Source organism: Proteiniphilum sp. LBM24028, from assembly GCF_056629195.1.
The window spans coordinates 3,180,628-3,207,226 of sequence record NZ_CM152817.1 but is presented as its reverse complement, the minus strand read 5'-3'; the positions used below and the strand labels follow the sequence as shown (position 1 = coordinate 3,207,226).

Genomic DNA, 26,599 nt, shown 5'->3' with positions numbered 1-26,599 from the left:
CAATTACACAACAATGGTTGTTATTCAGGGGCGAGAATGATTCCTTTGTACAATTCAATCACACAAAAGCAATTTTTCAGGCGGATGATACAGCCGCCACTATTATAATTTTCAAAAAATCAACATGACAAGTATGTTAAAAATAAAGAATCTGCATGCAATTGTAGAAGAGAAAGAGATCCTGAAAGGTGTAAATCTGGAAGTAAATCAGGGTGAGGTGCATGCAGTGATGGGCCCCAACGGATCCGGAAAAAGTACACTTGCATCGGTGCTGGCGGGCAATCCCAAGTTTGAAGTTACCCGTGGAAATATCCTGTTTAAAGAGAAAGATCTTTTGGAGATGGAGCCCGAAGACCGCGCCCGCGAGGGCCTTTTTCTGAGTTTCCAGTATCCGGTGGAGATACCCGGCGTAAGCATGGTCAACTTCATGCGTGCTGCCGTGAATGAACAACGCAAGTATCGTGGGGAGGACCCTATCTCAGCGACTGACTTCCTGAAGCTGATGCGTGACAAACGTGAACTGCTGGGCATTGATAGCCAGCTGGTAAGCCGCTCGGTGAATGAGGGGTTCTCGGGGGGTGAGAAAAAGAAAAACGAAATATTTCAGATGGCAATGCTCAGCCCACAGCTGGCCATTCTCGACGAAACCGATTCAGGACTCGACATAGATGCCCTTCGGGTGGTAGCAGCCGGTGTGAACAAGCTGCAGACCAAAGAGAATGCCACCATTGTCATCACCCATTACCAGCGACTGCTGGAGTATATCAAACCCGATTATGTGCACGTGCTTTTCGCGGGAAAAATCGTGCGTTCCGGTGGCCCCGAACTCGCGCATGAACTTGAAAGGAGAGGCTATGACTGGCTAATCAATCCATAATCTGCAATCCACTGACAACAATGATAGAACAACAATATATAGATCTGTTTACACAGTTTCGGGAGGAGCTCGATGCACATTCAGTAAGAGGAATGAATAAGCACCGCGATGCCGCCTTTGATACTTTCACTCAGATAGGATTCCCTACTTCAAGACAGGAGGATTACAAACATTCCAATATTGTGCGTACATTCGATATCGACCTAGGATTGAATCTTCGGAACATAGACATCCCGGTGAATCCCTATGATGCTTTCAAATGCGATGTACCCAATCTCTCCACGCATCTTTATTTCTTGATCAACGACAGATACTACGACCGTTTCCAGCCCTCCGAAATATTACCGGAAGGTGTTTTCGTAGGTAGCTTGCAACGTTTTTCGGAATTATTTCCCGAACAATTTACAACACATTATGCCCAAATAGCCGACTACAGCGATAACGGTGTAGTGGCATATAACACCATGTTTGCCCAGGACGGTTTTGTGGTATACGTACCCAAAAATGTGATCCTGGAAAAGCCATTGCAGCTCATCAACATCCTGAGGGGAGGGGTTGACCTGAGCGTGAACAGGAGAATTCTGATTATCGCCGAAGAAAATGCCCAGGTGAAGTTGCTGATATGCGACCATACCGTGGATGATATTCATTTTGTGGTGACCCAGGTGACTGAAGTCTTTGCTGGTGCTTCTGCCCAGGTGGATATATACGAGCTTGAAGAAAACTCAGAAAAGGTGACCCGGCTCAACAACCTGTTTAGCGAGCAGAGAGGCCATTCCAACGTGGTGACCAGTAGTATCACGCTGCACAACGGATATACACGAAACAACTATCGTTTCCGGCTCCTTGGAGAACATGCCGAGGCACATGCCGGAGGTCTGGCCATCTGCGACAAGAAACAGCACATTGACAATTTCGCTTTTCTCGATCATCTCAGCCCCAATTGCATGAGTAATGAATTGTTTAAAAACGTGCTGAACGATCAGGCAACAGGTGTCTTTTGCGGCAAGATTCAGGTGGAGAAAGACGCACAGAAGACGATGGCATATCAGAATAATCGCAACTTGCTGACTTCAGATTCGGCACAGATGTTCTCCAAGCCGCAGCTTGAGATTTATGCCGATGATGTCAAATGTTCCCACGGCCTCACCACAGGGCAGCTCGACGAGGAGGCACTCTTCTATATGCGCGCACGTGGTATCGACAAGGAAGAGGCACGCCTTCTCCTGATGGTGGCCTTTACGCGTGATGTGGTAGACATGGTGCGCATAGAAAGTTTGCAGGAACGACTGACGAGCTTGATCAACAAGCGTTTCCGGGGCGAGTTGATGCGTTGCGGGAATTGTAACGTATGCAAATGAGAATTAGTAATTATTGATTGACAAGTTAGCACAGGATACTGACTGCAGATTATAAACAATTGAAAGAACTGGATATATATAAGATACGGGGCGACTTTCCGATCCTCTCACGTGAGGTATACGGCAAGCCGCTGGTTTATCTCGACAACGCGGCAACCACGCAGAAGCCACATTGTGTGATGGATAAGATTACAGGAATGTATTCAACCGTAAACGCCAATGTGCACAGGGGAGTGCATTTCCTGAGCCAGGCCGCCACGGATGAACACGAGGCAGCACGACGGACGGTGGCACGGTTTATAAATGCTGCATCCGAAAATGAGATCGTCTTCACGCGCGGTGCTACTGAGTCGATTAACCTGGTAGCATCCTCTTATTGCCGTACCTTTTGCCGGGAAGGTGATGAGATACTGATCACTGCCATGGAGCATCACTCCAATATCGTACCCTGGCAGTTGCAGGCGGGTATCTTCGGACTGAAACTCAGGATAGCTCCCATCAATGAAAAAGGTGAATTACTTCTGGATGAATTAGAAAGACTGATCACACCACGTACCAAAATTATCGCGATAACCCATATTTCGAATGTGCTGGGCACAATCAATCCGGTTCAAAAAATCGTGGCAACAGCCCATAGACATGATATCCCTGTTTTAATAGATGCAGCCCAGAGTGTACAGCATTGTGAGGTAGACGTTCAACAAATTGATTGCGACTTTCTTGCTTTTTCCTCCCACAAGATCTATGGCCCTACCGGCGTGGGTGTGTTGTACGGAAAAGAAAAATGGCTGAATGCCCTGCCTCCCTATCAGGGGGGGGGGGAGATGATTGCCAGTGTTTCGTTTGAGAAGACAACCTTCAACAGGCTTCCGTTTAAATTTGAGGCAGGAACACCCGATTTCGTGGGTACGGCTGCCCTGGCTACTGCTTTGGACTACGTTTCCTCCATTGGGTTGAAAAATATTGCCGCATATGAGCATATGTTGTTGCAATATGCCACGGAACAGATGCTTGCCATTCCCCGACTTCGAATTCTTGGAACTGCCGGCGAAAAAAGCAGCGTGATCTCTTTTCTTGTGGAAGGTATTCACCCATACGACATGGGCACGCTACTCGATAAAATGGGTATTGCCGTACGCACCGGCCACCACTGTGCCGAACCGTTGATGCGGGTATTGGGAATTGATGGTAATGTGCGGGCATCCTTTGCCTTTTACAATACAAGAGAAGAGATCGATTTATTTGTGAAAGGCATAGACCGGATTGTAAAGATGTTTTGAACAATATTGTGCAACATATGTAGCTGATTACATTCGCCCGGACTCTTCTTAATTCCATATAAAAAATGTCTGGATATAGCCGGAACGAAGGCCATGCTTTGTTCATTCTACTGAGAAGAATGAGGAGGATTGCTCTCAGGATGGCCGCCGGCGTCCTGATAAAAGACGTCATTTGTAATACACGCCCAAAGCACCCGGACAGCGGTCATGGATACTTCGTTTAATGTGAACGCATATAGAGCCAGCGAGACAATCCAGGCTGTTCTCGATTCGCTCAATTGTAGTTATACACTCACCACAAATCAGGCTACCATTGACAAAACATTGCAGGAACTGCAAAAAATGGAACCTGTCAGGTTAAATCACCAGGAAAATAAAGTTTATGTTTCCCTCTGATCCTTCACAGCCTTCTGATCTGTGTTTTGCCTTGATCGATTCCGCGGACTCATGAACTTTTTCTCCTCCCTCCCCGTCATTTGTCTTTCTTTTGCTAACAACCTGTCTTTAAGATGTAATTTATGAAAAAACATCCAATTTTGCTTGGATTTAATAAAATTATTCTATAAATTTCTCCTCAGAAAGATAGTATTTAAAAGAGAGGAAGGTTTTTTTGAATATTCCGATAACCTTAACAACGCTGCTTGTCTGCCAGATTTTTTTGGCGGAACACGCCGGAGCGCAGTCGCATACCGCCGCTGTCACTGTGAACATCCGGTTTCTTCCGGTACAGACGATTACCGTACAAACCTCCCAGCAAACCACCGATCTTGTGTATGCCACTCCCGAAGATTATGAGAACGGAGTAGCTATCAATCAAGACGATCATCTCACTGTGTTCAGTAGCGGAGGCTTCCAGGTTACGGTAGCCGGTGGCTATGCTGGCTTTTCACGGTCGGGCGGCAGTGAGACCATTCCGGTAAGTGATGTGATTGTCAGGGCAGGTGACGGTTCCAACAGCGGAACACATGCCCGCTATACAGAAGCAACCCTCTCTGCGACCTCCGTTCCCATCATCGAGTCCGAAGGCGGAGGGAGAAACCTGAAATACAATGTTACCTACGATAACAGGATTGCCGGATTGGCACAAAAGTATATCGACAAATATGTCAGTTCCGACGGAGTTGAAACGGTATATAGCACAAATGTAACCTATACCATAACTACCCGATAGGATGGAGTTTCACCTTATTCAATCAATCATTATTTGTAATCGTTTGCAAGCGAATTATCCAGGAAATGTCCATTTTTATTGTATATATTGTCTTTTTTATTTCATTTGTATCGTGATTTATATGTAGAATACTGTTAAATTTTTTCAAAGGAAATGAAACTTCATGGGTGTGTTAAATCTTATTTCCTTCAGGTTCGGAACCCCTTTTTAACAGAATAAACTGTTATTCAGCGAATATTTAGAATTGGAAAAAGAAGAGTCGAGTATTATATTTTACGGACAATACATGGATTTCAGCATATTTATGTAATGATTAGGTAAGATGCACAAAATAAGCAAGATGGTTTTTGACGTAATTCTGATAAAATAAGAATAACTTTAAATAAAGTTAAATATATGTCTTTTATTTGTATAACAACGAAACAGGTCGTACATTTGCGGCGAAAAAAATATTGTCTCACAGCAACCCGTTGATACATAGAGTGTTGAAATATTTTTTTGTTTAATTGTCCCGTTTTCTCTAATAATTTAATAAAATGGACATAATTAACGAAAATTGCAAATTAGAGCGATAAACGAGAAGGTAAATAACAATTTATCATCACAGCAAACTGAAAAATAACAATTATCTGTTTTTACCGGACTCGTCGTCTTGAATTGAATATATTTTGTCTTAAAAATACAACAATGCCGGTTGAAGGACAATAAACTAAGGCAATAAAAGTAATTTTATATATTTACAGCAATATTCTTTAAAATCACATCAAATTAATTAGAATGAAAACAAAAAATTTATTTATCGCATGTGCGCTTTTCCTTCTTGGTCTTGCTAATGCAAACAGTGCAATGGCAGAAAACACAGATAATGTGACGTTGAATCTGAAGTTCAAACCGGTACAAACAATCACGGTCAATCCAACACAGGAGACAGTAGACTTTTTGTATCAAACAGAAACTGACTATACAGATGGGGTTACTTTGGCTGTCAAAACAAAACACCTCAAGGTCTTTAGTACCGGAGGATTTGTGGTGAACGTAAAAGCATCGGCTGCAAACTTTACATCCGGGAATACCAATCTGACCATTCCTGTAGGTGACGTCAGCGTGAAAGCTTCGAAATCAGTAGGTAACCCAAGAACATACGCAGTTATTGATGTAGCAAAGGCACTTTCAACTACTGATCAAATACTTATCCAATCCAACGGGGGGGGTAAAGACCTCGAGTTCGATGTGGAATATGACAACACGGAAGATGCTGCCGAAGCCTATATCGACGGGTATAACGTCTCTCACGTGGATGGTGACGGGGCCACCGTGTTTACCACCACCCTGACCTATACTATCACAACGATTTGAAAATATTTTATTTCACACAAAAAGGGAGGGGTGTCTTTTCTTTTCGACCATACCTTCCCTTTTTTTAGTTTAATCACGCTTCAGTAACGAAAACCTGTCACATATGAGAAATTGGCCATTGAAACGCTCAATCCTGGTATGCGGTATCTTTCTTGTCCTTTCCCCCATGCTCAGGGCGCAGGTAGGGTTATCGGTCTCCCCGCCGAGGGTGTATTATACACTGGGTGCAGGTGAGAGTGCTACCCAGCAGATATTGGTGAATAATACCAGCAAACAACATACGCTCGATCTTTCCATCACTTTTGGCGACTGGAAATACGATGAAAACGGCAATAATATCATGCTGCCGCCTGACACACTCCTAAACAGTTGCGCGTCATGGCTCAGCCTGCCGGAAGGAACCTATATCACGCTGGAACCGGGAGAGAGTCGCAATATCACGCTTGTGATGACGGTGCCTGCTGGAATTGAAGCGAAAGAGAACGTCCAGACATCCATGCTTTATGTGACCCAGATGAATCCGGTAGATGGTGTGGATGCCCGCGGCACAGCTATCCGGATCAATGTGCGTCAGGGAATCAAAATCTATCGGAAAGGTCTGCAGCAGGAGCAAAAACAACTGGAAATTGAAAATATGTCATTGGACAGAGAAAATAATATCATCGGGCTTCTTTTTCACAACAAAGGGAACACCTGGGTGAACGGCATCTTAAAAACCACTTTGTTTAACCGCACTACTGGTAAGGAGGTATCGCTGGGTGAGAGCGAATTTTACACCATGCCGGGTGACCAGCGTAAGATAGATATTCCTATCAAAGAACCTCTGGTAAAAGGAGATTATACCGCCACCGTCATACTCGATTATGGTGATGAGACCGCATTGGAAGCAGCAGAATTGGAATTCAGCCATGAGTAAACGCAGTCTGTTATATTGCTGCATCGCTTTCGTCGTTACATTGCCATCCTATACACAAGAGTTTGAGTTATGGGGAAATCCCTATATAGGAATATATTCCTATAACGGCATCACCACCAACGGTTATTATACGCTTGCCATTAAGGAGCAATGGGGAACACAGTTATACGCGGAGAACTGGCGGGTTACAGTCAGGCTGACAGGCAATATTGTTTCAAAAGATGGCACGAAGGTTTTCCCGTCCGACAAAGTGGGCCTTATCCTGACAAGTACCGAAGGGCAGCCCGTCATCAATATTCCGGGTGTCAATCAAATTAACGTTCCTTATCCCGTGATGCTGCTCGGTTCACAGGAAAGAGACCTGGTAAATGGCGCAAACGTGGCGTTATCCAATAAGGTGGGAAATAATTTTGTCTATTATCAGTTTCAGATGAATTTTCAGCTGGCTGCCATCGGGGGAGGCTACCTAGATATACTGGATGATGACAACGGCAACAAGACAATTACTTATTCAGCTCCTTTCGAGTTCAAAGCCTATATCGGGGGGAATGTATTTACCATTCACCGTACGTACGACATCTTACAGGTTCACAAGCTTTCTACCAATGCAAATAATTATTCCATTCTTGTTGATCCTGCGACCGTGAATATGGAATTTAATACTGCAGCCGATTATGTGAACGGGAAAAACATCACCTATCCCAACGGTATAACTGTAAAATCCAATGTAGCTTATCAGTTAAGGGTGAGTTCCATTTACCCCAATCTATCTTCTGCATCGGGGAATATATTGCCTTTGGATTTGGTACGGATTCAATTGTCGGACAATACACAATCCACTTCCTCCATGCCGCTCTCCGGTGCGATGGTACCAATGCTCAACGGTGCAGCAACCGGAAGTGGTGAGAAAAAATATAATTTGACATTCACCACCGTGCCCAATGATTCCCGGATTTTTAATATTCCCACCGAACAATACAGTACCAGTCTGCTCTTCGAAATTACCCCCCAATAGCAATGTGGCGTAAAACAGGATCAATAGCTGTACTCGTTTTTCTGGCTTGCTTTCATTTTCTTTTTGCAACGAAAGCAGGAATAGTTGCTGTACCGCCTGTCGATCTTGAAATAAGTACCCTGTCAGACAAAGGACAGTTGCTGAGTCATGTGCTCAAAGTGGTCAATCACGCCGAAAGTGCCTTCAGCGGCATCATCGGGGTAAACGCGCCTACCGGTATTCGGGTGCTCTCCCAGGATGAACGGACGGTATACATAGCTGCGGGCGACAGCGGGTTTGTTTCCTTCAAGCTGCTGCTGACAAAAGATCTGACCGCAGGTGAGAAGCGGATACGGTATGATTTGTTGAACGAAGCCAAAGAACACGTGGTAAGTCGCGAGACATCGCTGGAGATTAAACGACATGAACAGCTTATATTGCTGACAGATAATGCTCCGGTGCTGATTACCAATCCCGAAGATTCAGTGCGGCTCCGTGTGACGATCAAGAACAACGGAAATATTTCCGAACAGATAACGCTGGTGTTCAATGTGCCCAATCTGCGGAGTGCGGCACCCTTCACCGAAATGACCGCATCCGTGCTACCCGGGGAGCAACGGGAATTTATCCACAGTTTTATCGCGAGCAGCAACCTGCTTGCCGCGGAACGTTTTGAGGTGCGGATAACAGCCATGAAGGGGAGTGAGAAAAAAATAGTCGACTCCAGAACGATAACCATCCACAACATCAGTACCCGGCGCAGTTACAACTCTTTCCTGCTTGATCAGATGACAGAATACAGCGAGGGCATATCAGACAATGCGGTTCAGCTGAGCTATCGCACCTATAACTATGTGTCCTCCACCATCCAGTTACAGGGAGGGGGTTACCTCGATCTGCCTGCAGGATTTTTGCACCTTAAGGGCAACATCTATCAGTATAACATCCAGCCCCTCCCCTATGTGACCAATACATCGCTTACCTACCGGCTCCATGAGCATGAGTTTTCTTTGGGAAATGTGGGTGAACAGGCAGAGCTTTCACTCTATGGCAGAGGGGCGAAAGCAAGCTTCTCCGACAGTACCCGAAACAAACGGTTGACCATTGGTGCCATTGACCAAAACTACAACCTGTTATCCGGCAATCCATGGTTTGACGATTATTACTCTTTTTTTATAAAAGGAGAGTTGGGAGCAAGCACAGGGAGAACGGGAGCTACAGTGGGCTATATCTTTCAGCGCAATCCTTATGAACAGGCCCGATTTCAGGTAGGCTCTCTCGCATGGCGTTTCCGTTTCAACGACCTGTGGGAGCTGGAGATGATGGGTTACGGTTCGATGGCGCAATATTGGGATATGGAGGGTAGTAAACTCACCGGTACAGCCGAACTACGCTATCAGGGTACTCTTTTTTCCGATCTCATATTAAACGGATCGGCTTACTACAGCGATCCTTACTTCTCGGGTAACCGTAAGGGAGTGACATCATTCAACCAAAATATCAGCAAGAGAATTACTGACGGTATCCACCTGAATGGCTCCTTCAGCTACAATAAATCGGAGCCCAAATCCTATGCTTACAACTACAATTATCGGTCACAGAACAGCTTTGGGAGTTTCTCCGTCTCATTGCCCCCTCTTCCCGGTTTTACCTCATCCTTGATGTACAATTACCAGGGAGAAAGTTCTTCTTCTTATTCAAGATATGTAGGAGAAGGGGCTGCAGACCGAAATCTGACAATGGATGCCCACCGTCTGGGATGGCAATGGCGGTGGCAGCATCCTGCCGGTAACCACTCTCTCTATGGCAGTCTGGAGGGAGGATACTATCGAAACCCTGTGAATAAAAGCCGCGAGAGACAGGGAAAGGCGTCATTGAGCTACGCATACCGATGGCTCACCACCGGGATTACCTGGCAGCAGGGGGCTTACTATCTCTATGAGCAGGTAATGGCGCAACAACAAAACCGGATGTTTACCCGGTTCTCCGCATCTGCATTGGTCAACCATCGCTTTTCAAAAAAAATTCAACTCACCTCCGGATTCAACTTTACACGCGATGTGTACCAGGGCAGTGTGCCATCGGTGAACATACAAGCAAGGTATTTCACCCGACATAATTTCTCCCTCTCTTTCAGTGGGTACTGGTATCAGTATCCCTTCATGCAAAACAGGGATATTTTGAACCTGGAGGTGGGTGTACGCTATCAATTTAGAAAAGGGCAGCCGCTGACAGGGAAGAAAAGTACGCTGATTGCGAAAGTTTATTACGACTACAATGGCAACGGCCGCTACGATAAGGGTGATACACCGGCGGAAGGTTATCTGCTCGACATCGACCGGAAAGCATTTGTCTCAGGTAGTAACGGCGAAGTGCGCTATACCTCCGTACCCTTTGGAAACTATTCCGTCAAACCGATGCAAACCGGTGAATGGTCGTTTGGTCAACAGGAGATTGAAGTCAACCGTTTCAAAACAGTGACAGAGATACCCCTTCGCCAGAGCGGCACCCTGCAGGGCAGCATTCGCTATGAGGCGAGCGAGAACAGCGTGGAGATCGTGCAGCGGAACGAAGGATTCCGCTTCACCATCAGCGGTCACGGAGGGAGGTTTCAGCAAACAGTGGTAACCGACGACTACGGCCGTTTTATTGCCTTCCTTCCTGTGGGGGAATATACCATCACACTAGATAAGAGGACATTGGCAGAGCATACCGATTGTGCGGAACCAGTACAAAACTTCAGGATGGAAGTTGGCAGAGTGAACGAACTGGAACCGTTCGTCATCGGGATAAAAACCCGGAAAGTGAATGTGAAGAAGTTTTTTGCACAGGAAGTGCAATAAATGCCTCTTAGTGTTCAGTTCCGACCTCCGGTATAGTGATATGCCGGATTTTTTTGTTTTTTCAAATTTCGCTCATTCTTTTCTGCATTATTCGTGTCTAAAGTGTAAGAAACGAAAAGAAGATTAGGTTACACCTGTTATTCATGTGAAGTAACCGGTTTATTTTACCGTAAAGGCTCTGTCTGATTATTTTCTCTTTCTCTGCTTTTTGTCTTCCTTAAAGTGAATCATGCGTGATTCAATTCCATATGCTGTGATATAGTTATGGATCATCTCAAGAAACTGTGCACCGAAGCGTTCTGCTTTAACCTTTCCGAAACCGTGGATCTTCAGTAACTCCTTTTCTGTCTCCGGCAGGTAATCGGCCATTTGCACCAGTGTTTTCACCGATGCGACAATGTATACCGGCAGGTTCTCTTCTTTGCTGATTTTATTTCGCAGTTGCACCAGTTCGGTCAACAGCTCCGGGTGGATCGACTTGAGTTGTTCTCCCTTGCTGTCGCGACTGTAGGAAGTGACGACCAAAGCCGGTTTTCTGAACAGACTCCGTGCCTTGTAATATGCCTCTACGCTGAAGTCCGCCGCGGTGGCGCTGATCAGCTGCTTCTTCAGGGCTGCCGCAGTAAAAATGGCGGTGATATCATCGTCGTACTCCCGTGCATTCGCCCTGTTATCGGTGGTTGCTGCCGATTCCTGTATCGAGCGTGACAAGGTATCAATTTTATCGACAAAGTAGGCCGCGGAAGCGTTGATCCGTACTGCGAGGAAGGTGCTGTCGACCGGAGTTTGACGGATTATTTGCTGCAGCTGCATCCTGAATTTACTAGCTACCTGCTCTATTTCTGCCAGTTGTTTGCGGATTCCATCCACAAAAGGAATGGTTCCTTCGTTAAAGGAGGATTCGTTTTCTTTGGTTGCGAAGTACCAGGAGCGTGCCATTTGAAGGAGAGGCGAAAAGTCGAACAGTTGCAGCACTAACATCGTCCTGAATTGTTCCTTTGCTGAGTGAAGTTCCTCTATAACTCTTGTGGTTTCCGGTTTGGAGGAGGAGAAGCGGACAACCTGTTCATCCACTCCAATGCTATAGCGGTTGATCGGACTTTTCAGCATCAGGCTGTGGAGTGAACGGCATCGGCTCAGTGCCACGTAGACCTGTCCCGGTGAAAAGGCTTTTCCCGCGTCGATGATCGCTTTGTCGAAAGTAAGGCCCTGGCTTTTGTGGATGGTGATGGCCCAGGCAAGCCGCAGGGGGAGCTGTTCGAAGGTACCGATGATCTCCTCCTCCACCGTTTGATTTTCCGGGTTGGTGGTATAGCGGATATTCTCCCAGGTCACCGGCGAGACAGTTATTTCATCCGTATCGCCGGGACAATGTACGGTAACCACCTCGTCGCGGATGCGGCTGATGGTGCCTATTTTTCCATTGAAAAAGCGTCGGGGTGTTTCGGTATCGTTCCGCACGAACATTACCTTGGTACCCTCCTTCAGTTCAAGCTGCTGCTCCACAGGAAATGCATTCTCCGGAAACTCACCCTTCACCACCGCTTTGAATAGATGTATCTTCGTGGTGATTTTTTTTAATTCAGCGAAGTTGATGGTATCCGCACTGAAGTTGTGCGTGGTAAGCGTAATATAATTTTCTTCGGGCGACGGGTTAAAATGCGGCTCGTAGCGGCTTTGTAGCAAGCTATACCCTTCCGGAGAAAGGGCATCGTTTCGCACCTCATTCAAAATCTTGATAAAAACGTTGTCTGACTGTCTGAAGATCTTGTCAAATTCCACATAAACAGGAGGAGCCTCCCGCATGACGTAACTGTGGAAAAAATAAATTCCCTGGTAATAAGTTGATAGGATCTGCCATTCATCCGCCTTGGCGACTGGTGACAGCTGGTAGAGATCGCCGATAAAAATCATTTGCACACCACCAAAGGGTTCGGCATGGCGGTGACGCACATGGCGCAGCACCGTGTCGATGGCATCCAGCACATCGGCCCGCACCATGCTGATCTCGTCGATCACCAGCACCTCCAACTCACGGATCACGTTGCGACGGGCGCTGTTCATCTTCATGCGTGCGATCAGCGCTTCCCGTCCGGCCGGGGTTGGCGTGAAAGGAGTGAAGGGCAACTGAAAGAAGGAGTGGATGGTTGTCCCGCCGGCATTGACAGCGGCCACGCCCGTGGGTGCCACCACTGCCAGCTGCTTCGTCGTCTCGGCACGAAACTGACGCAGGAAGGTAGTCTTCCCCGTTCCGGCTTTTCCTGTTATAAATATGTTCCGGGCAGTGTGGGTTGCAAATTCTTTCGCGCATTCATATGGAGAGAGGTCATGCATATAATTTCTCACTTATAACATAGTCCTTTTCAGGAAAAGTTTGAAAAATGGATCAGTAATAAAATATTCACTGTCAATCTTATCGATTACTCCGTCATTTGTAAGTCCTTTTGCAGCTCTTTGCAAGGTAGCTGAACTGGGTAAACGGTGTGTTATTTTATAGGACTCTGAGAAAATGTTTTCTCCGCCAGTGCACAATGCAATCAATAATTGCTTCTTGCTTGTGGACTGATTTTCAAATAATTCCATAAAATAATCACTTTTCATTGCGACAACTTGTAAGATACATTCATCTACTATTTCATGAGATATGTCGGCATGATGTGATACATTTGACCAGATTTCAGAAGCCAATTGCTGGATATAATGTGGGATATTGGCAGCTGCTTTGATAATATATTCGGCAATTTCCAAATCAAGTTTTATCTCTTTTCTTGCAAAATTATTCTGTAAAAAGTGAATTGTTTCTTTCTTTGGTAGATAATTAATAGTCATCTGCGTTGCTGCATGATAAAAGGGCCTTTTTTTATCATTAAACATTGCCTGCATTATGTGCGTTTTACTACCGAAGAAAATGTAATTAACATGTTTTTGGTGTTGTATTTTACTACGTAAAAGACCTTCAAAATTGATTTTATTCAATTTCTCAACTTCCTGGAATTCGTCGAAAAAAATTAGAACCCTTTTTTTCTTCCCGGCGAGTGCTTCCGGAATATCCAGTAATTGGGAAATATCCGTTTCATCGATTTGTTTTTTAGTAATATCAAGGGATAGTTCAGGATTTCCGTCAGGGGTGAATCTAATTACAGGACGGATGTTTTTAGCAATAGAATTAAATGTTTCAGCAAATCTTTGTAAATTGCGTTGTTTCGATGCCACTGCTTTGGTGTAAAGCCGAACAAAGGATTCTACAGAAAATACTGGCATGAAATCAAAATAAACACAAATAAATCCTTGTTCTTCTAACAGCTGTATAGCCTTTACAGCCAATGATGTTTTACCAAATCTTCTGGGAGCATACAAAACCATGTTATTTCCACCGGCAAGAGTCTTTACAATATGATCACATTCTTTGTGACGGTCATAAAAACTTTCTCCGGTTGCTACTGTGCCAAAAGTGAAAGGATTCATACTCGCATAGTTTTTTACAAAGATATACAGCTTTTCCAATTATGCAAAAAAGCATTATGCAAAAAAGCATAATTGGTTGAAATAAAATAATTATTACATTTGCTGTTCCTACTCAGCTTAGTCAAATTATTTTCAAAGGACCGATGATATGAAACAACTTTTTTTTATTGTTTTATCTGCTTTTATGTCTATGGCAGCGCTTGCTCAGGTTCCACAAAATCTAGAAAGCGAGCTGGTACTTCTTAATGTAAGAACCGGGAAAGAAGAGGTTATCCTGCGCGAAAGTCGTCATTTTGAAGCACCTAACTGGTCCCGCGACGGGAAATATCTGATTGTAAATGCAGACGGAAAGCTGGAAAGGGTATCGGTCAACGGCAAAAAACTAGGCATCATTGATACCGGATTTGCTGACCGGTGTAACAACGACCACGGGTTGACCTTCGATGGCAGATGGCTGATCATCAGTCATAATGTTCCCGGAGTAAGCTCGGCAAAAGGTGGTTCACGTATTTTCATGCTGCCGGCAATGGGTGGCGTACCACGGTTGATAACCAGTAATTATCCCAGTTACTGGCATGGTGTAAGTCCCGATAATCGCTGGGTGACCTATTGTGCCATGCGCAACGGCGAATGGGATGTGTACAAAACAGATGTTTATACTGACGAAGAGGTGCGACTGACCAATGCAGAGGGGCTCGACGATGGTCCGGAGTACAGTTACGATGGACGGTGGATTTATTTCAACAGTCATCGTACAGGGCGGATGCATCTGTACAGGATGCGCCCAGATGGAAGCGAACAGACGCAACTTACCTTCGACGATTACGACAACTGGTTTCCTCATCCCTCACCCGAGGGCAAAAGCGTCGCTTATATCGCTTATATCGAAGACCAGCAAGGCAGGCATCCATTCGGGAAGAATGTGAAATTGCGATTGTTGAACGTGGATTCAAAAGAGGCGCGTGACCTGACACCCGTTTTCTATGGCGGCCAGGGTTCATTTAACGTACATAGCTGGTCGCCCGATGGAAATTGTGTGGCATTTGTAAGATATATCAATAATGACTGATGAGAGGGGTTTCAGTAAATAACCATGGTGTCAAAAAATAAAGTGATCGTATGAATTTTGGAAAAGTAGATGACCCCACGATCATAGATTTCAGTATTCCTGTCGATGATTCAGCCACGCTGAAGGTTTTGAATAACGGGGCTGATGATTCTTTTGAAGTCTATATAGGTTGTGCGAAATGGAATAAAACCGATTTGAAGGGTTTCTATCCAAAAGGCACAAAAGATGAACTCACCTATTATTCCCGACAGTTCAATTCCATTGAGATGAATTCCGTGTTTTACAATATGCCTGAAGCTGGACAGGTATTGAAATGGAAAAACAAGACACCGGAGGGATTTAAATTTTTCCCTAAAATCACACAATCGATCAGTCATATGCGCCGGTTGAGTAATGTGGAAGAGCTGACGAGTATCTATTGCGATGCCATTTCGCATTTCGAGGAGAAGCTTGGAATGTGTTTTTTGCAATTGCACGAAAACTTTGGTGTCAATAGTTATGACAAGCTGAAAGCATTTATAACAGACTTTCCGAGGGTTATTCCGCTCGCGGTGGAAGTTCGTGGAAAAGAATGGTATCGGGACAAAGACATCTGGGGCGAATATTGTCGTTTTCTGGAGACACAGCATACAACCAATATCATTGTCGACACTGCCGGCAGACGTGACATGATGCATATGCGACTGACTACTCCCATAGCTTTCATTCGTTTTGTTGGTTGTAATGTGGACCAAATAGATTTCCGGCGCATAGACAATTGGGTAGAACGAATTGTGCAGTGGAAAGAAACCGGATTGAAGCAACTCTGTTTTTTTATACATCAGAATGTGGAAAAATCATCGCCTCTTTTTTCGGCTTACCTGATTGAAAAGCTTAACAACAGGCTGAATATCAGATTGCACATTCCGGAAGTTGCAAGCGGGAAGACAAAATTGTTTTAAGATAAATATCAGGTATCATGGTAAAAAGTATTACAACACTCGCTCTTTTATTGAATTTATCTCTGTGGCCCGTCATCATGCTCGCACAACAGAGACCGGTAAGAATTGGTATTGACGGCTTGTCTCATGACCATATTCACGGTCTATTGAAAAATCACAAGGAACGAAACGATATTCAAATTGTCGGCATCGCCGAGTCCAATAAAGAAAAAGCACATGCGCTTGCAGACCGGTATGGATTTGATATGGCTATCGTGTATGATGATCTTGCGACAATGATCGGAGAGACCAGGCCTGAAGGTGTGGTTGCTTTTAATTCTATATATGATCATCTGAGCACAGTGGAGATATGTGCACCGAAAGGAATTCATGTAATGGTGGAAAAGCCGTTGGCCGTGAATGCGGAGCATGCAGATAAAATGGCGGGTTTGGCAAGGAAACACCATATTCTTCTGCTCACCAATTACGAGACTTCGTGGTATCCTACACATTACAAACTTTTTGAAATGGCAATTGAGAAAAAGGAAATTGGCGAGATCAATAAAGTAATGATCAACGACGGACATAAGGGACCGGTGGAGATAGGCTGCTCACCGGAGTTCCTTGCCTGGCTCACCGATCCGGTGTTGAACGGGGGTGGGGCGGTTGTCGATTTTGGCTGTTACGGCGCCAACCTGATGACGTGGATCATGCAGAATGAAGAACCTGAAACGGTGACAGCTGTTTTACAGACAATCAAGCCGGATGTTTATCCCAAAGTGGATGACCAGGCTACGATCATCCTGACCTATCCGCACGCGCAGGCAGTCATTCAGGGATCATGGAACTGGCCCGTAGACAGGAAGGATATCTCTGTTTACGGAAAAGAAGGATATGTCACTGCACACAATGCACACGACCTGGAGTATCGTTTGACCCGTAAGGTACCCAGGCAGGAGATAAAAGTCGACGGGTTCCCTATGGCTGCAAAGGATCCGTTTAGTTATTTCGCGAAAGTAATCAGGGAAGAACTCAAAGTGGAAAAAACAGACCTTTCTTCGCTGGAAAATAATCTGATTGTCGTTAAAATATTGGATGCTGCCAGACAAAGTGCCGCAGAGGAGAAGACTATTCTCTTTAAAAAATAGGAAGCTTTCCTGGCCGGGGTCGCCATTCAAAATACAGGGCTGTTGGTTTAGGCGCCGCCACAGGGAACGGATGCGGTGGATCTTTTTACGCAGTACAGTACTACATTCGCTCCGGTACGTCGATACCAAAAAGCGACATTCCCTTTTTAATGGTCAGGGCGATATTTTTTGACAACAACAACCGGAAGGCGCGCAGGGCACTGTCCTCCTCACGTAGCATGGGGTAGTCGTGATAAAACTGGTTGTACTCCTTAGCCAGGTCATAGATGTAGTTGGCGATCAGCGATACGTTGTATTCCGAGCCTGCCTGCTGCACCACGCCGGGAAACTCGCTGAGCAACTGCACCAGGCCCTCTTCCTTTTCCGAGAGGACAAGAATGTTTTCAAGCTTTTCAGGGATGGCAATACCCTGTTCTCCAGCCTTTCGCAGGATCGATTGAATACGTGCATGGGTATACTGGATAAACGGTCCTGTGTTTCCGTTAAAGTCGATTGATTCCTTCGGATTGAAGGTCATATTTTTCTTCGGATCTACCTTCAAAATAAAATATTTGAGTGCCCCCAAACCTACCATGCGGGAGATTGCTTCCGCCTCTTCAGGTGTGACATCGTCAAGCTTACCCAGTTCCTGCGAAGTCTCCCGGGCGGTATTGATCATTTCCTCCATCAGGTCGTCAGCATCCACTACAGTTCCTTCCCGCGATTTCATCTTTCCCTCGGGCAGTTCCACCATGCCGTAGGAGAAATGAATCAGTCCCTTTCCAAATTCAAAGCCCAGCATATCGAGCAGGATGGAGAGCACCTGGAAATGGTAGTTTTGCTCATTACCCACCACATAGATCATCGTGTCAATATGATAATCGTCGAAACGGAGTTTGGCGGTACCGATATCCTGTGTCATGTAGACGGAGGTGCCGTCGGCGCGGAGCAGTAGTTTTTGATCCAGACCGTATGGTGTTAGATCGGCCCATACAGAGCCATCTTCCTTTTGATAAAACAATCCTTCCCTGAGGCCGCGAAGCACCTCCTCTTTCCCGGCAAGATAGGTCTGTGACTCGTAGTATATCTTATCGAAGGAGACACCCATCTGTCGGTAGGTCTCATCAAAACCGGCATACACCCAGTCGTTCATCAGCTTCCAAAGATTCACTGTGGTAGCATCGTGTGCCTCCCACAAGCGCAGCATCTCACGTGCTTCCTTCATCAGCAGCGACTCAGCTTCTGCCTCCTCCTTGGTGAGCCCTTTTGTCTGCAGCGCGGCGAGCTCTTCTTTATATTTTTTGTCGAACAACACGTAATAATCGCCAATCAGGTGGTCGCCCTTCTTGCCGGTGGTAAACGGTGTCTCCTCGTTACCCCATTTCTGCCAGGCCAGCATCGACTTACAGATATGAATACCGCGGTCGTTCACAATGTTGGTTTTTACCACCCGTTTTCCGTTGGCTTTAAGCACCTCGCTCAGTGCGTGCCCGAGCAGGTTATTGCGTACATGGCCCAGATGCAGTGGCTTGTTGGTATTGGGAGAGGAATACTCCACCATGTAGAGTGGTGCATTATCGGCTACCGTGGTGAAGCCGTAGTCCGGATTTGAGTCGATCTCTTCGAGAAGTTTTGACCATACCTGTGCAGCGATGGTGAGGTTCAGAAACCCCTTGATCACGTTGTACTCCGAGACAAGGGGTGAGCTTTCCGCCAGCCTTCTCCCAATCTCTTCTGCTGTCTGCTCGGGATTTTTGCGGGATATCTTTAGCAAGGGAAAGGTGACCAGGGTGTAGTGCCCCCGAAACTCTTTTTTGGTTTTCTGAAGTGTGATCTGTGATGGGTCCACCTCGGCCTGATAAAGTCCTTTGATTGCGAGGATGACGGCTTCCTGGAGAATATGTTCGATTTGCATAATAAATGTAGCTGATTGAAAGCGCAAAGGTAAGAAAAATGTATTTAATGGCGCATGATATTCTGAATTACAAGGCCCGCAAGGGTGAATCCGAAAACGGCAGTGACCTGTACCATGGTGCCGTTGGTTCGTGCTTTCCGGAAGCTGCCATGCTCGTCTGTATCGGGTAGCACCTCCTCTCCCTTGTTGGAAAGCAACTCTTCGCTGTAGACGCAGAGAAACGGTTTTTCCGGCTTTTCATCTTTTCTCATCCGCTGACGCAATGCCGATGCCAGCTTGCAACCGCGTACCTTCCAGAATTCGGTTACCCGTATCTGTTGCGGGTCCATCTTGAGAGCTGCTCCCATGGAAGAGAAGAGAGTGGCATCCGTGAGGGAGGCACTCACAAGCAGATGTACCTTGTGTGAGAGTGAGTCGATGGCATCTATGATATAATCGTACTGCTCCAGATGAAACGAATCCGATGTCTCGGCACTGTAGATCATGGGCATGGTGACTATGTGCGCCTCCGGGTTGATCTCCAGCAAACGTCGTTTCATTACCTCCACTTTCAATTCCCCCACAGTCAGGGTGGTAGCCGGGAGCTGTCGGTTGATATTGGCTGTTGCCACCCGGTCGGAGTCGACCAGTGTCAAGTGCATGATCCCGCTGCGGATCAATGCTTCGGCACACCAGCTACCCACACCTCCCACACCAAAGAGGATTACTCTACTCGCGGCAATCCGTTCCATCGCGGCTGATCCGACCAGCAGTTCTGTGCGGGCAAAAAGTTCGTTGTGCGACATTGGTTATGATGATGTTTTCTTAAACACCGGCTGTCGATACGGCCAGAGTTAAATGCAATAAATAACTGCAAAATTACACTATTTTACCGGAAAAGGGGCAGCCCCGAGGCAACCATCCAGACACAAAAAAAGCCGATCCCCTTTGCCGGGGATCAGCTTCTTGATTTTCTACGAAAGTTCCATTTATTCAAATTTTACAAGTTGTTTGTATACAACTAGATTGTCTACTGCCGATCTCTTCACTTTAGTTACATACAATAAATAATCCGCAAGTAAAATTTAAAATATTAATAATAAGCTTCATTTTTGGGTTCGAAGTAAGCTTGCGGATGCAGGCAGGTGGGACAGTTCTTCGGCGGTTTCTTGCCGGTAAACACATATCCGCAGTGGCGACAGATCCAGTTAATTTCTTCTTCACGCAAAAATACGGTACCGTTCGTAACCCTTTCGAGTAATTTCAGATAACGCTCTTCATGAATTGCTTCAGCTTTGGCAATCATGCGATACATGGTGGCAATCTCCTTGAAGCCTTCCTGTTCGGCTACCTCGGCAAAGTGGGGATAAAGGTCGGTCCATTCTTCGTTTTCCCCTTCAGCGGCCGCCTTCAGGTTCTCTGCTGTGGTTCCGATCACACCTGCCGGATAAGCAGCCGTGATTTCCAGCATGCCTCCCTCGAGGTACCTGAACATCCTCTTGGCATGGGTCATCTCCTGGTCGGCTGTCTCCTGAAAAATGGCTGCAATCTGTTCATAGCCCTCCTTTTTCGCTTCTTTCGCGAAGAAGGTATATCGCATACGTGCCTGTGATTCTCCGGCAAAGGATTTCATCAGATTTAGTTCGGTTTGGGTTCCTTTTACACTTTTCATAAGATTTATAGTTTATTGAGTTGTTGGTTTAAATAGCAACGCTAAGTGATGATGCAGGCAATTTTGTTTCCACATATCATAAATTATCATTACCAGCAAAAATAGGCAATTTTTGGTTTTGAATAAAAAATAAAGAGGTAAGTATAAGCTATTTAAAATCTTTCTAAATTGGTTTTATGCCCGCTCGCTCAGTTCGAGCCAACGCATGGTTTTTTCATCGATCAAGTCCATGATTTCCGAGAGTCGTGACGATTTTTCCATCAGCTCTTCGGGAGGTAGCATACCCGAGGAGAGCGATTCAGTGATCCTTGTCTTCTCTGTTTCCAGAAGTTCGATTTCTCCTTCCAGTGCATCAAACTCGCGTTTTTCCTTAAAGGATAGTTTCTTTTTTTCTTCTAATGGCTTGTTTTTTCGCGGATCAGTTTCCTGTCTGATGGTTTTCTGTTCTTCCACCTCTTTTTTCTGTTCATCGGCTTTCCATTCACGGTACTGGGTGTAATTCCCGGGAAAGTCCTGAATCGTTGCCTCTCCATGAAATACCAGAAGATGATCCACCACCTTGTCCATGAAGTAGCGGTCGTGTGACACCACGATAAGGCATCCTTTAAATCCCGTAAGGTATTCTTCCAGGATGTTCAGGGTGATAATATCAAGGTCGTTCGTTGGTTCGTCCAACACCAGAAAGTTGGGGTTGGTGATCAGCACGGTGCAGAGGTAGAGTCGTCTTTTCTCGCCGCCGCTGAGCTTGTAGACAAAGTTGTGTTGTTTTTCAGGGGGAAAGAGAAAATGTTGCAGGAACTGTGAGGCGGTAAGTTTGCTACCATTGCCAAGATCGATTACTTCAGCAATGTTTTGTACCACATCGATCACCTTCATCTGTTCATCGAAATGTAGTCCTTCCTGGCTGTAATAGCCGAATTGCACCGTTTCGCCAATCTCGAAGCCGCCGCTGTCAGGCATCTCTTTGCCGAGTAGCATCTTTACGAAGGTGGATTTTCCGGTACCGTTATTTCCCACAATACCCATTTTTTCGTACCGTGAGAAGATGTAGTTGAAATCGTCTGTGATGCGGATATCTCCAAACCGTTTGGTCACATGTTTCGCTTCAAAGATCTTTTTCCCGATATAGGATCCGCGGGCTGCCAGGCGCACGCTCTCCTCTTCACGGTGCCGTTGTGCCTTCTCCTCCAACGAGTAAAATGCGTCTATGCGCGATTTTGCTTTTGTCCCGCGTGCCTGTGGCTGACGGCGCATCCAGTCCAGTTCTTTGCGCATCAGGTTGCGGGCACGATCTACTTCCGTATTTTGTGCGGCAATCCGCTCCTCTCTTTTTTCCAGGTAGTAGGAAAAATTCCCTTTATAGGAGAAAAGCTGTTTTTCATCGATCTCCAATATCTGCGTACAGATGCGGTCAAGAAAATAACGGTCGTGCGTCACCATAAGCAGGCTCATCCTGTTTCGATTGAGGTATTCTTCGAGCCACTCCACCATTTCCAGATCGAGGTGGTTGGTGGGTTCATCCATGATGAGCAGCTCCGGCTCGCTGATCAGTACGTTAGCCAGTGCCACCCGTTTCACCTGACCCCCGGAGAGTTCGCCCATCTTCTGATGAAAATCGGTGATCCTGAGCTGGGAGAGTATCTGTTTGATTCGTTGCTCGTAATCCCATGCCTTGAGCAGGTCCATCTGCAGCAACAGCTCGTCGAGTCCGCTCTGATCGTGTGCAGAGAGCATCTCCTCGTACCGTGCGATCAGCTTCACCGTTTCATTGTCGGCACTGAAGCATGCTTCAAGCACCGTCAGCGCCGGATCGTATTGTGGAGACTGTTCCAGATAGGCAAATCGAACGCCATTACGAAATACCACCCTGCCGTTATCATAATTCTCTTTTTCCGCAATGATGTTCAGCAGGGTTGTTTTTCCCGAGCCGTTGCGGGCTATCAGCCCTATCTTGTCACCTTCAGCAATGCCAAAAGAGATGTCGCGAAAGAGCAGCAGGTCACCGAAGCTTTTGGTGAGTGAGTCGATTTGCAGAAGAGAATGGGACATATATTCAGAGTTTGGGGCCAAAAGTACAAAAAACAATCGACTTCGCATATTTCATCCTGCCAGTGGTGCTCTTACTTTTGTTGCATATCCCGTCCTTTCGCACGCGGAACCTTCAGTATTTCCAGCGCAGATAAAAATAGAGATCTGTTCTCTTGTTGCCGTCAATAAACTCTGTGCCGCTTCCAATGGTTTCGCGGTTGAAATAACGGGTATGACCTGCTTTCGCCGAAAGGGTTAGCGATGCGGAGACATTATATTTAACCGATAGTGCCAGCCTCATCCCTTTGCCATAGAAGGAGGGCATGTAGAAGGAGTTCAACAGATTTCGCTCGTAGGAATAGAGTCGTACGTCGTAACTCTCCGCATCAAAAATAGCCAGATGGAGATCTCCTGCAAAAGGACCTTCCCCACGATAGCCGATATTTTGTGAAAACATGTAGCCGGTTTCCGAAGGGAAATATTTTTCGGTGTAATGGGCTATATCGGCGGTGGTGCGCGATTCCCATCCGCTTTTGAATGTGTGGGCGTGCCGGATCCTGATTTTATGGGTGGCATAAGGCAGTGTGGAGGTGGAGGACTCATCGGGCCAGGTCATGTTCTTCTCTTTTTGCTTGTATTTATACCGGAGATCAAGTGAGGACTGGCGTGAGAGGGCGTAGGTGGCGAGGAGGTAGAAGTCCAGTGCTTTTGACGGGGTATCTACGCCAAATTTAAGCCAGGGATATCGTACGATATCCAGGTAGCTGTTCACGGTGAGTCTGCTAAAGCGTGTGAATTGCGTGCTGAAGAAAAAGCCTCTTTCATTGCGGACAGCGCTTCCCTCGGAAAATGCCTGTGCGAAGAACGCATTGTAGGAGATCGGGTAGTATCGGTGCAACAAGGAGAAGGAAAGATCTGATGAAGGCCTGTACTGCAGGGCGTGTAGTGTGGCGACTGATCCGTTCTTCGATACCGCAGTCTCTCCCGCGACGATAAATCCCGGCAGCTGGTAGGAATAGTCGGCGCTCACATTCACATTCGATGAATCGCGCAGGTAGTAAATATTGTAATCCCGGAGTGGGGGGTTATACATTCTGCTGTAGGTATGATAAATCCCGCTGATTCCTGCCTGGAAACGATTTTTCCGGTAGTTGATGTTTGTTCCCGTCACCTGCTCCCAGGTATTCTTTTTCTTCTCTATCTCCGAAGGGGTGCGATGGAGTCCGTCGGTTTTGAAGGAGGTGATCATACCCTCTTCCGACAGGTTGGCGTCGATCCTTTTATTGGAATAGAAGGTGGTGAGGGTGAAACCTCCCGTTTCGACTACGGCAGCAGCACCCCGGAAAAAACCGTTTTCAGCAGTTGAAAAATGACGTTTTGGCTGTTGTGTGCGGCGGACGATACTTTCTGTGCTCCACGATTTGCTGACCATAAAATCGTTATTCAGAATAAGCCCTTGTCCAAACGAGAGGCGATAGTCACCCAACGTCACAGACTTCAACAGCCCGATATCACGAACAATCAGGTGAAGACCATAGTGGTCGTATCCTCTGGGGTAGCCCTTTTTGAAGAAAGGCTCCCCGGCATCCTTTTCTGCTGTGATCCCCATTTGTACCTTATCGCGATAGCGAAACGAGTAACGTAAAGAGGTATAAAAATCTTCACCCTGGTATTTTCGGTTGGGGTAACGGGCCAGAATACTATCGGGAAAATCACTGTATCCTGCGCGCGGGGTGACTGTCTTGTCGAGACGAAACTGCACCTCTTGTTGTCCGTTTTGCAGGATGTCTGGACGTAGTGCCCCAGTCTCAAAACGTTTGCCATCTCCGGCATGGAAGAAAGGAATGATCCGTTCCACCGTTTCCAGATCGAGATAGGGCACGTTGCGCAGCTCAAAAACAGTATACACCGGACGGTTTTTCTCTACAAAATTGATGATGGCAGCCACTTCATCCAATGATAGCAGAGGAATTCTCTCCAACTGTTCGCGTGTAACCCTGTTCAGATCAAGAGGATTATTTTCGAGCTGAAGCAATTCCTGATACATGTTCTCAATGGCGGCTTCATTCATCTCTTCTTCCTCGGCGAGCTGCTCCACATACTCACGCCAGCTAACATTTTGCGCACCTGCTTCACTTGCAAGACCCAAGGTGAAAAGAAAGCAGAGGATGGAAAACATATTTTTCATCTTGCATCGATTTTCACAAAAATAACGATAATTTTCATTTTTTCTAAATATTTGATTATGAATTCACGAAGTCTCCGCTTTGAGCAAATCAGGAACGGTTTCTTATCGCAATGATATTTTATTTATAATTTTTTAGTCAAAATGTCATTGATTTATTTGTTTTATAATCTTTTTGACTATCTTTGTCGAATAAAACAATCAAAAAGATTTTAAATATGCTTATTTGATTTCAAAAAGATTGTATTCTTTGTTTTAGTTATCAATTAGAAAAAAAGATTGGGGTTATTCATTTAAAATGTAAAAAGTATGAAAAGAATTAAATCATTCGTAGTTCTGTTTGTGATGTTTGTTTCGGCTGGTAGCATCAGAGCACAGGAGGTATCGGTGTCGGCAGGAGCCGATATTGTGAGTTCTTACATCTGGCGGGGTTTGTATGTTGGTCCTGCTTCCGCACAACCCACCATCTCCCTGTCGGCTGGAGATTTTAAGTTGGGAATTTGGGGATCCTCCAGTTTCGAGGGTACCTGGCGGGAATTTGATCTTTATGCCGGCTATGCTATCGGCAATTTCTCGGTGCTGGTCACCGACTACTTTTTTCCCCGGGATCTTCCCGATGGGGAGGGCAGCAGTTACTTTAAATTATCGGAACATCTGTTTGAGGCAACATTGGGTTATTCATTCGGTGAATCACTGCCGCTGTCATTGGCCTGGAATACCAATTTCGCGGGCGACGACGATCATTCCAGTTATATGGAGGCAAGCTACTCCGTTCCTGTCGATGGAGCCACAATCGATCTGATACTTGGTGCCACGCCCCGGGCCGGTATTTATTCCGGCGGGTTTACACTGATCAATGCCTCGATAAAAGCGGGTAAAGAGATATCCTTCACGAATTCGTTCTCGCTTCCGGTCTTTACACAGGCTATCCTGAATCCCGATACAAAAGATGTTTTTCTGGTATTTGGAGCCAGCTTCTAAGTGTGATTCGGACAGTCAGCTGATGACTGGTTATTTTAAAAAATACAGACGCTCATACATTCTATTCATATTCACATAATACATTATTCCTATGAAGAAAATCGAAGCAATTATCCGTAAGACGAAGTTCGACGAGGTGCGGGCTGCGTTGCATGAGGCCGATATAGACTTTCTCTCCTGGTGGGGAGTGAAGGGTCAGGGTACGGCCAAACAGGGACTTATTTTCAGAGGTATCGCCTACGATGTAAATGCCATTGAACGGGTTTATCTCTCATTTGTGGTGAGGGAGGTGAACGTGCAGAAGTCGATCGACGCCATATTGCAGTCAGCTTTCACCGGCGAAAGTGGCGATGGCCGGATTTTCGTATCTGCCATAGAACAGTCCATTCGTATCAGGACAGGAGACAGGGGTGATGAATCACTGTATGACAAGGAAGAGATAAAAGTATAGCATTTCGCT

The 26,599-nt window shown here is 45.9% G+C and carries 21 protein-coding genes; 14 read left to right on the top strand and 7 right to left on the bottom strand.

Going from position 1 to position 26,599, the window contains the following annotated elements; genetic code table 11:
• Positions 1-133: 133 nt before the first annotated feature.
• The 9 genes from sufC to AC1HCU_RS12890 all read left to right on the top strand — a co-directional run bounded on the left by sufC (position 134) and on the right by AC1HCU_RS12890 (position 10,798).
• Positions 134-877, top strand: coding sequence for a Fe-S cluster assembly ATPase SufC (gene sufC / locus AC1HCU_RS12930; RefSeq protein ID WP_480366591.1), 744 nt, complete (start codon positions 134-136; stop codon positions 875-877).
• Between the two features lie 20 nt (positions 878-897).
• Entirely contained in the window at positions 898-2,238 is a 1,341-nt protein-coding gene (gene sufD / locus AC1HCU_RS12925) for a Fe-S cluster assembly protein SufD (protein ID WP_480366589.1), read from the top strand.
• A 68-nt stretch (positions 2,239-2,306) separates the two neighbouring features.
• On the top strand, positions 2,307-3,518 hold the full coding sequence (locus AC1HCU_RS12920) for an aminotransferase class V-fold PLP-dependent enzyme (protein WP_480371201.1): 1,212 nt from the start codon (positions 2,307-2,309) through the stop codon (positions 3,516-3,518).
• A gap of 225 nt (positions 3,519-3,743) precedes the next feature.
• A complete protein-coding gene (locus AC1HCU_RS12915; protein WP_480366587.1) occupies positions 3,744-3,914 on the top strand; it encodes a hypothetical protein in 171 nt (56 codons plus the stop codon).
• Positions 3,915-4,128: 214 nt separating this feature from the next.
• Positions 4,129-4,689, top strand: a complete 561-nt coding sequence (locus tag AC1HCU_RS12910) for a hypothetical protein (RefSeq protein ID WP_480366585.1) — start codon at positions 4,129-4,131, stop codon at positions 4,687-4,689.
• 777 nt (positions 4,690-5,466) lie between these two features.
• Positions 5,467-6,045: a hypothetical protein gene (locus tag AC1HCU_RS12905; protein ID WP_480366583.1), complete on the top strand. Its 579-nt coding sequence runs from the start codon at positions 5,467-5,469 to the stop codon at positions 6,043-6,045.
• 103 nt (positions 6,046-6,148) lie between these two features.
• A complete protein-coding gene (locus AC1HCU_RS12900; protein ID WP_480366581.1) occupies positions 6,149-6,961 on the top strand; it encodes a fimbrial biogenesis chaperone in 813 nt (270 codons plus the stop codon).
• The gene (locus tag AC1HCU_RS12895; protein WP_480366579.1) at positions 6,954-7,976 is read left to right on the top strand and encodes a hypothetical protein; all 1,023 of its coding nucleotides are present in this window, start codon (positions 6,954-6,956) and stop codon (positions 7,974-7,976) included. Before AC1HCU_RS12900 ends, AC1HCU_RS12895 begins: the two co-directional genes overlap by 8 nt.
• Before the next feature lie 2 nt (positions 7,977-7,978).
• Positions 7,979-10,798, top strand: a complete 2,820-nt coding sequence (locus AC1HCU_RS12890; RefSeq protein WP_480366577.1) for a hypothetical protein — start codon at positions 7,979-7,981, stop codon at positions 10,796-10,798.
• 186 nt (positions 10,799-10,984) lie between these two features.
• On the opposite strand, the gene AC1HCU_RS12885 is transcribed toward AC1HCU_RS12890, so the two are convergent.
• Together AC1HCU_RS12885 and AC1HCU_RS12880 are read right to left on the bottom strand one after the other, a co-directional pair.
• Positions 10,985-13,144, bottom strand: a complete 2,160-nt coding sequence (locus AC1HCU_RS12885) for an HRDC domain-containing protein (RefSeq protein WP_480366575.1) — start codon at positions 13,142-13,144, stop codon at positions 10,985-10,987.
• Entirely contained in the window at positions 13,145-14,263 is a 1,119-nt protein-coding gene (locus AC1HCU_RS12880; RefSeq protein WP_480366573.1) for an AAA family ATPase, read from the bottom strand.
• A gap of 148 nt (positions 14,264-14,411) precedes the next feature.
• On the opposite strand from AC1HCU_RS12880, the gene AC1HCU_RS12875 reads away from it, so the two are divergent.
• From AC1HCU_RS12875 to AC1HCU_RS12865, 3 genes are read left to right on the top strand one after another with little or no spacing between them, the layout of a single operon-like run.
• Entirely contained in the window at positions 14,412-15,332 is a 921-nt protein-coding gene (locus AC1HCU_RS12875) for a TolB family protein (RefSeq protein WP_480366572.1), read from the top strand.
• Positions 15,333-15,382: 50 nt separating this feature from the next.
• The gene (locus AC1HCU_RS12870; protein WP_321722020.1) at positions 15,383-16,273 is read left to right on the top strand and encodes a DUF72 domain-containing protein; all 891 of its coding nucleotides are present in this window, start codon (positions 15,383-15,385) and stop codon (positions 16,271-16,273) included.
• A gap of 17 nt (positions 16,274-16,290) precedes the next feature.
• Complete coding sequence (locus tag AC1HCU_RS12865; protein WP_480366569.1) at positions 16,291-17,400, top strand: Gfo/Idh/MocA family protein; 1,110 nt, start codon at positions 16,291-16,293, stop codon at positions 17,398-17,400.
• Between the two features lie 100 nt (positions 17,401-17,500).
• Here the strand turns inward: AC1HCU_RS12865 and argS are convergent, their stop codons facing one another.
• The 5 genes from argS to AC1HCU_RS12840 form a co-directional block, all read right to left on the bottom strand.
• Entirely contained in the window at positions 17,501-19,294 is a 1,794-nt protein-coding gene (gene argS / locus AC1HCU_RS12860) for an arginine--tRNA ligase (protein ID WP_480366567.1), read from the bottom strand.
• Between the two features lie 44 nt (positions 19,295-19,338).
• Positions 19,339-20,079, bottom strand: coding sequence for a tRNA threonylcarbamoyladenosine dehydratase (locus AC1HCU_RS12855; RefSeq protein ID WP_480366565.1), 741 nt, complete (start codon positions 20,077-20,079; stop codon positions 19,339-19,341).
• A gap of 287 nt (positions 20,080-20,366) precedes the next feature.
• The gene (rbr, locus tag AC1HCU_RS12850; protein ID WP_480366563.1) at positions 20,367-20,945 is read right to left on the bottom strand and encodes a rubrerythrin; all 579 of its coding nucleotides are present in this window, start codon (positions 20,943-20,945) and stop codon (positions 20,367-20,369) included.
• Positions 20,946-21,119: 174 nt separating this feature from the next.
• A complete protein-coding gene (locus AC1HCU_RS12845) occupies positions 21,120-22,994 on the bottom strand; it encodes an ABC-F family ATP-binding cassette domain-containing protein (RefSeq protein WP_480366561.1) in 1,875 nt (624 codons plus the stop codon).
• A gap of 112 nt (positions 22,995-23,106) precedes the next feature.
• Positions 23,107-25,161, bottom strand: a complete 2,055-nt coding sequence (locus tag AC1HCU_RS12840; protein ID WP_480366560.1) for a ComEA family DNA-binding protein — start codon at positions 25,159-25,161, stop codon at positions 23,107-23,109.
• A gap of 306 nt (positions 25,162-25,467) precedes the next feature.
• On the opposite strand from AC1HCU_RS12840, the gene AC1HCU_RS12835 reads away from it, so the two are divergent.
• Both AC1HCU_RS12835 and AC1HCU_RS12830 read left to right on the top strand, forming a co-directional pair.
• Positions 25,468-26,139, top strand: a complete 672-nt coding sequence (locus tag AC1HCU_RS12835) for a TorF family putative porin (protein WP_480366558.1) — start codon at positions 25,468-25,470, stop codon at positions 26,137-26,139.
• Positions 26,140-26,230: 91 nt separating this feature from the next.
• Positions 26,231-26,590 (top strand): P-II family nitrogen regulator, encoded by a 360-nt coding sequence (locus AC1HCU_RS12830; protein WP_480366556.1) that lies wholly within the window; start codon positions 26,231-26,233, stop codon positions 26,588-26,590.
• The last annotated feature ends 9 nt before the right edge of the window (positions 26,591-26,599 follow it).

Bases quoted from the DNA above. Each gene is read 5' to 3' on its own strand.
- AC1HCU_RS12880 (WP_480366573.1), bottom strand. From the start codon at position 14,263: ATGAATCCTTTCACTTTTGGCACAGTAGCAACCGGAGAAAGTTTTTAT.
- AC1HCU_RS12905 (WP_480366583.1), top strand. From the start codon at position 5,467: ATGAAAACAAAAAATTTATTTATCGCATGTGCGCTTTTCCTTCTTGGT.
- AC1HCU_RS12895 (WP_480366579.1), top strand. From the start codon at position 6,954: ATGAGTAAACGCAGTCTGTTATATTGCTGCATCGCTTTCGTCGTTACA.
- AC1HCU_RS12875 (WP_480366572.1), top strand. From the start codon at position 14,412: ATGAAACAACTTTTTTTTATTGTTTTATCTGCTTTTATGTCTATGGCA.
- AC1HCU_RS12855 (WP_480366565.1), bottom strand. From the start codon at position 20,079: ATGTCGCACAACGAACTTTTTGCCCGCACAGAACTGCTGGTCGGATCA.
- argS (WP_480366567.1), bottom strand. From the start codon at position 19,294: ATGCAAATCGAACATATTCTCCAGGAAGCCGTCATCCTCGCAATCAAA.
- AC1HCU_RS12900 (WP_480366581.1), top strand. From the start codon at position 6,149: ATGAGAAATTGGCCATTGAAACGCTCAATCCTGGTATGCGGTATCTTT.
- AC1HCU_RS12845 (WP_480366561.1), bottom strand. From the start codon at position 22,994: ATGTCCCATTCTCTTCTGCAAATCGACTCACTCACCAAAAGCTTCGGT.
- sufC (WP_480366591.1), top strand. From the start codon at position 134: ATGTTAAAAATAAAGAATCTGCATGCAATTGTAGAAGAGAAAGAGATC.
- AC1HCU_RS12890 (WP_480366577.1), top strand. From the start codon at position 7,979: ATGTGGCGTAAAACAGGATCAATAGCTGTACTCGTTTTTCTGGCTTGC.
- sufD (WP_480366589.1), top strand. From the start codon at position 898: ATGATAGAACAACAATATATAGATCTGTTTACACAGTTTCGGGAGGAG.
- AC1HCU_RS12840 (WP_480366560.1), bottom strand. From the start codon at position 25,161: ATGAAAAATATGTTTTCCATCCTCTGCTTTCTTTTCACCTTGGGTCTT.
- AC1HCU_RS12865 (WP_480366569.1), top strand. From the start codon at position 16,291: ATGGTAAAAAGTATTACAACACTCGCTCTTTTATTGAATTTATCTCTG.
- rbr (WP_480366563.1), bottom strand. From the start codon at position 20,945: ATGAAAAGTGTAAAAGGAACCCAAACCGAACTAAATCTGATGAAATCC.
- AC1HCU_RS12870 (WP_321722020.1), top strand. From the start codon at position 15,383: ATGAATTTTGGAAAAGTAGATGACCCCACGATCATAGATTTCAGTATT.
- AC1HCU_RS12830 (WP_480366556.1), top strand. From the start codon at position 26,231: ATGAAGAAAATCGAAGCAATTATCCGTAAGACGAAGTTCGACGAGGTG.
- AC1HCU_RS12835 (WP_480366558.1), top strand. From the start codon at position 25,468: ATGAAAAGAATTAAATCATTCGTAGTTCTGTTTGTGATGTTTGTTTCG.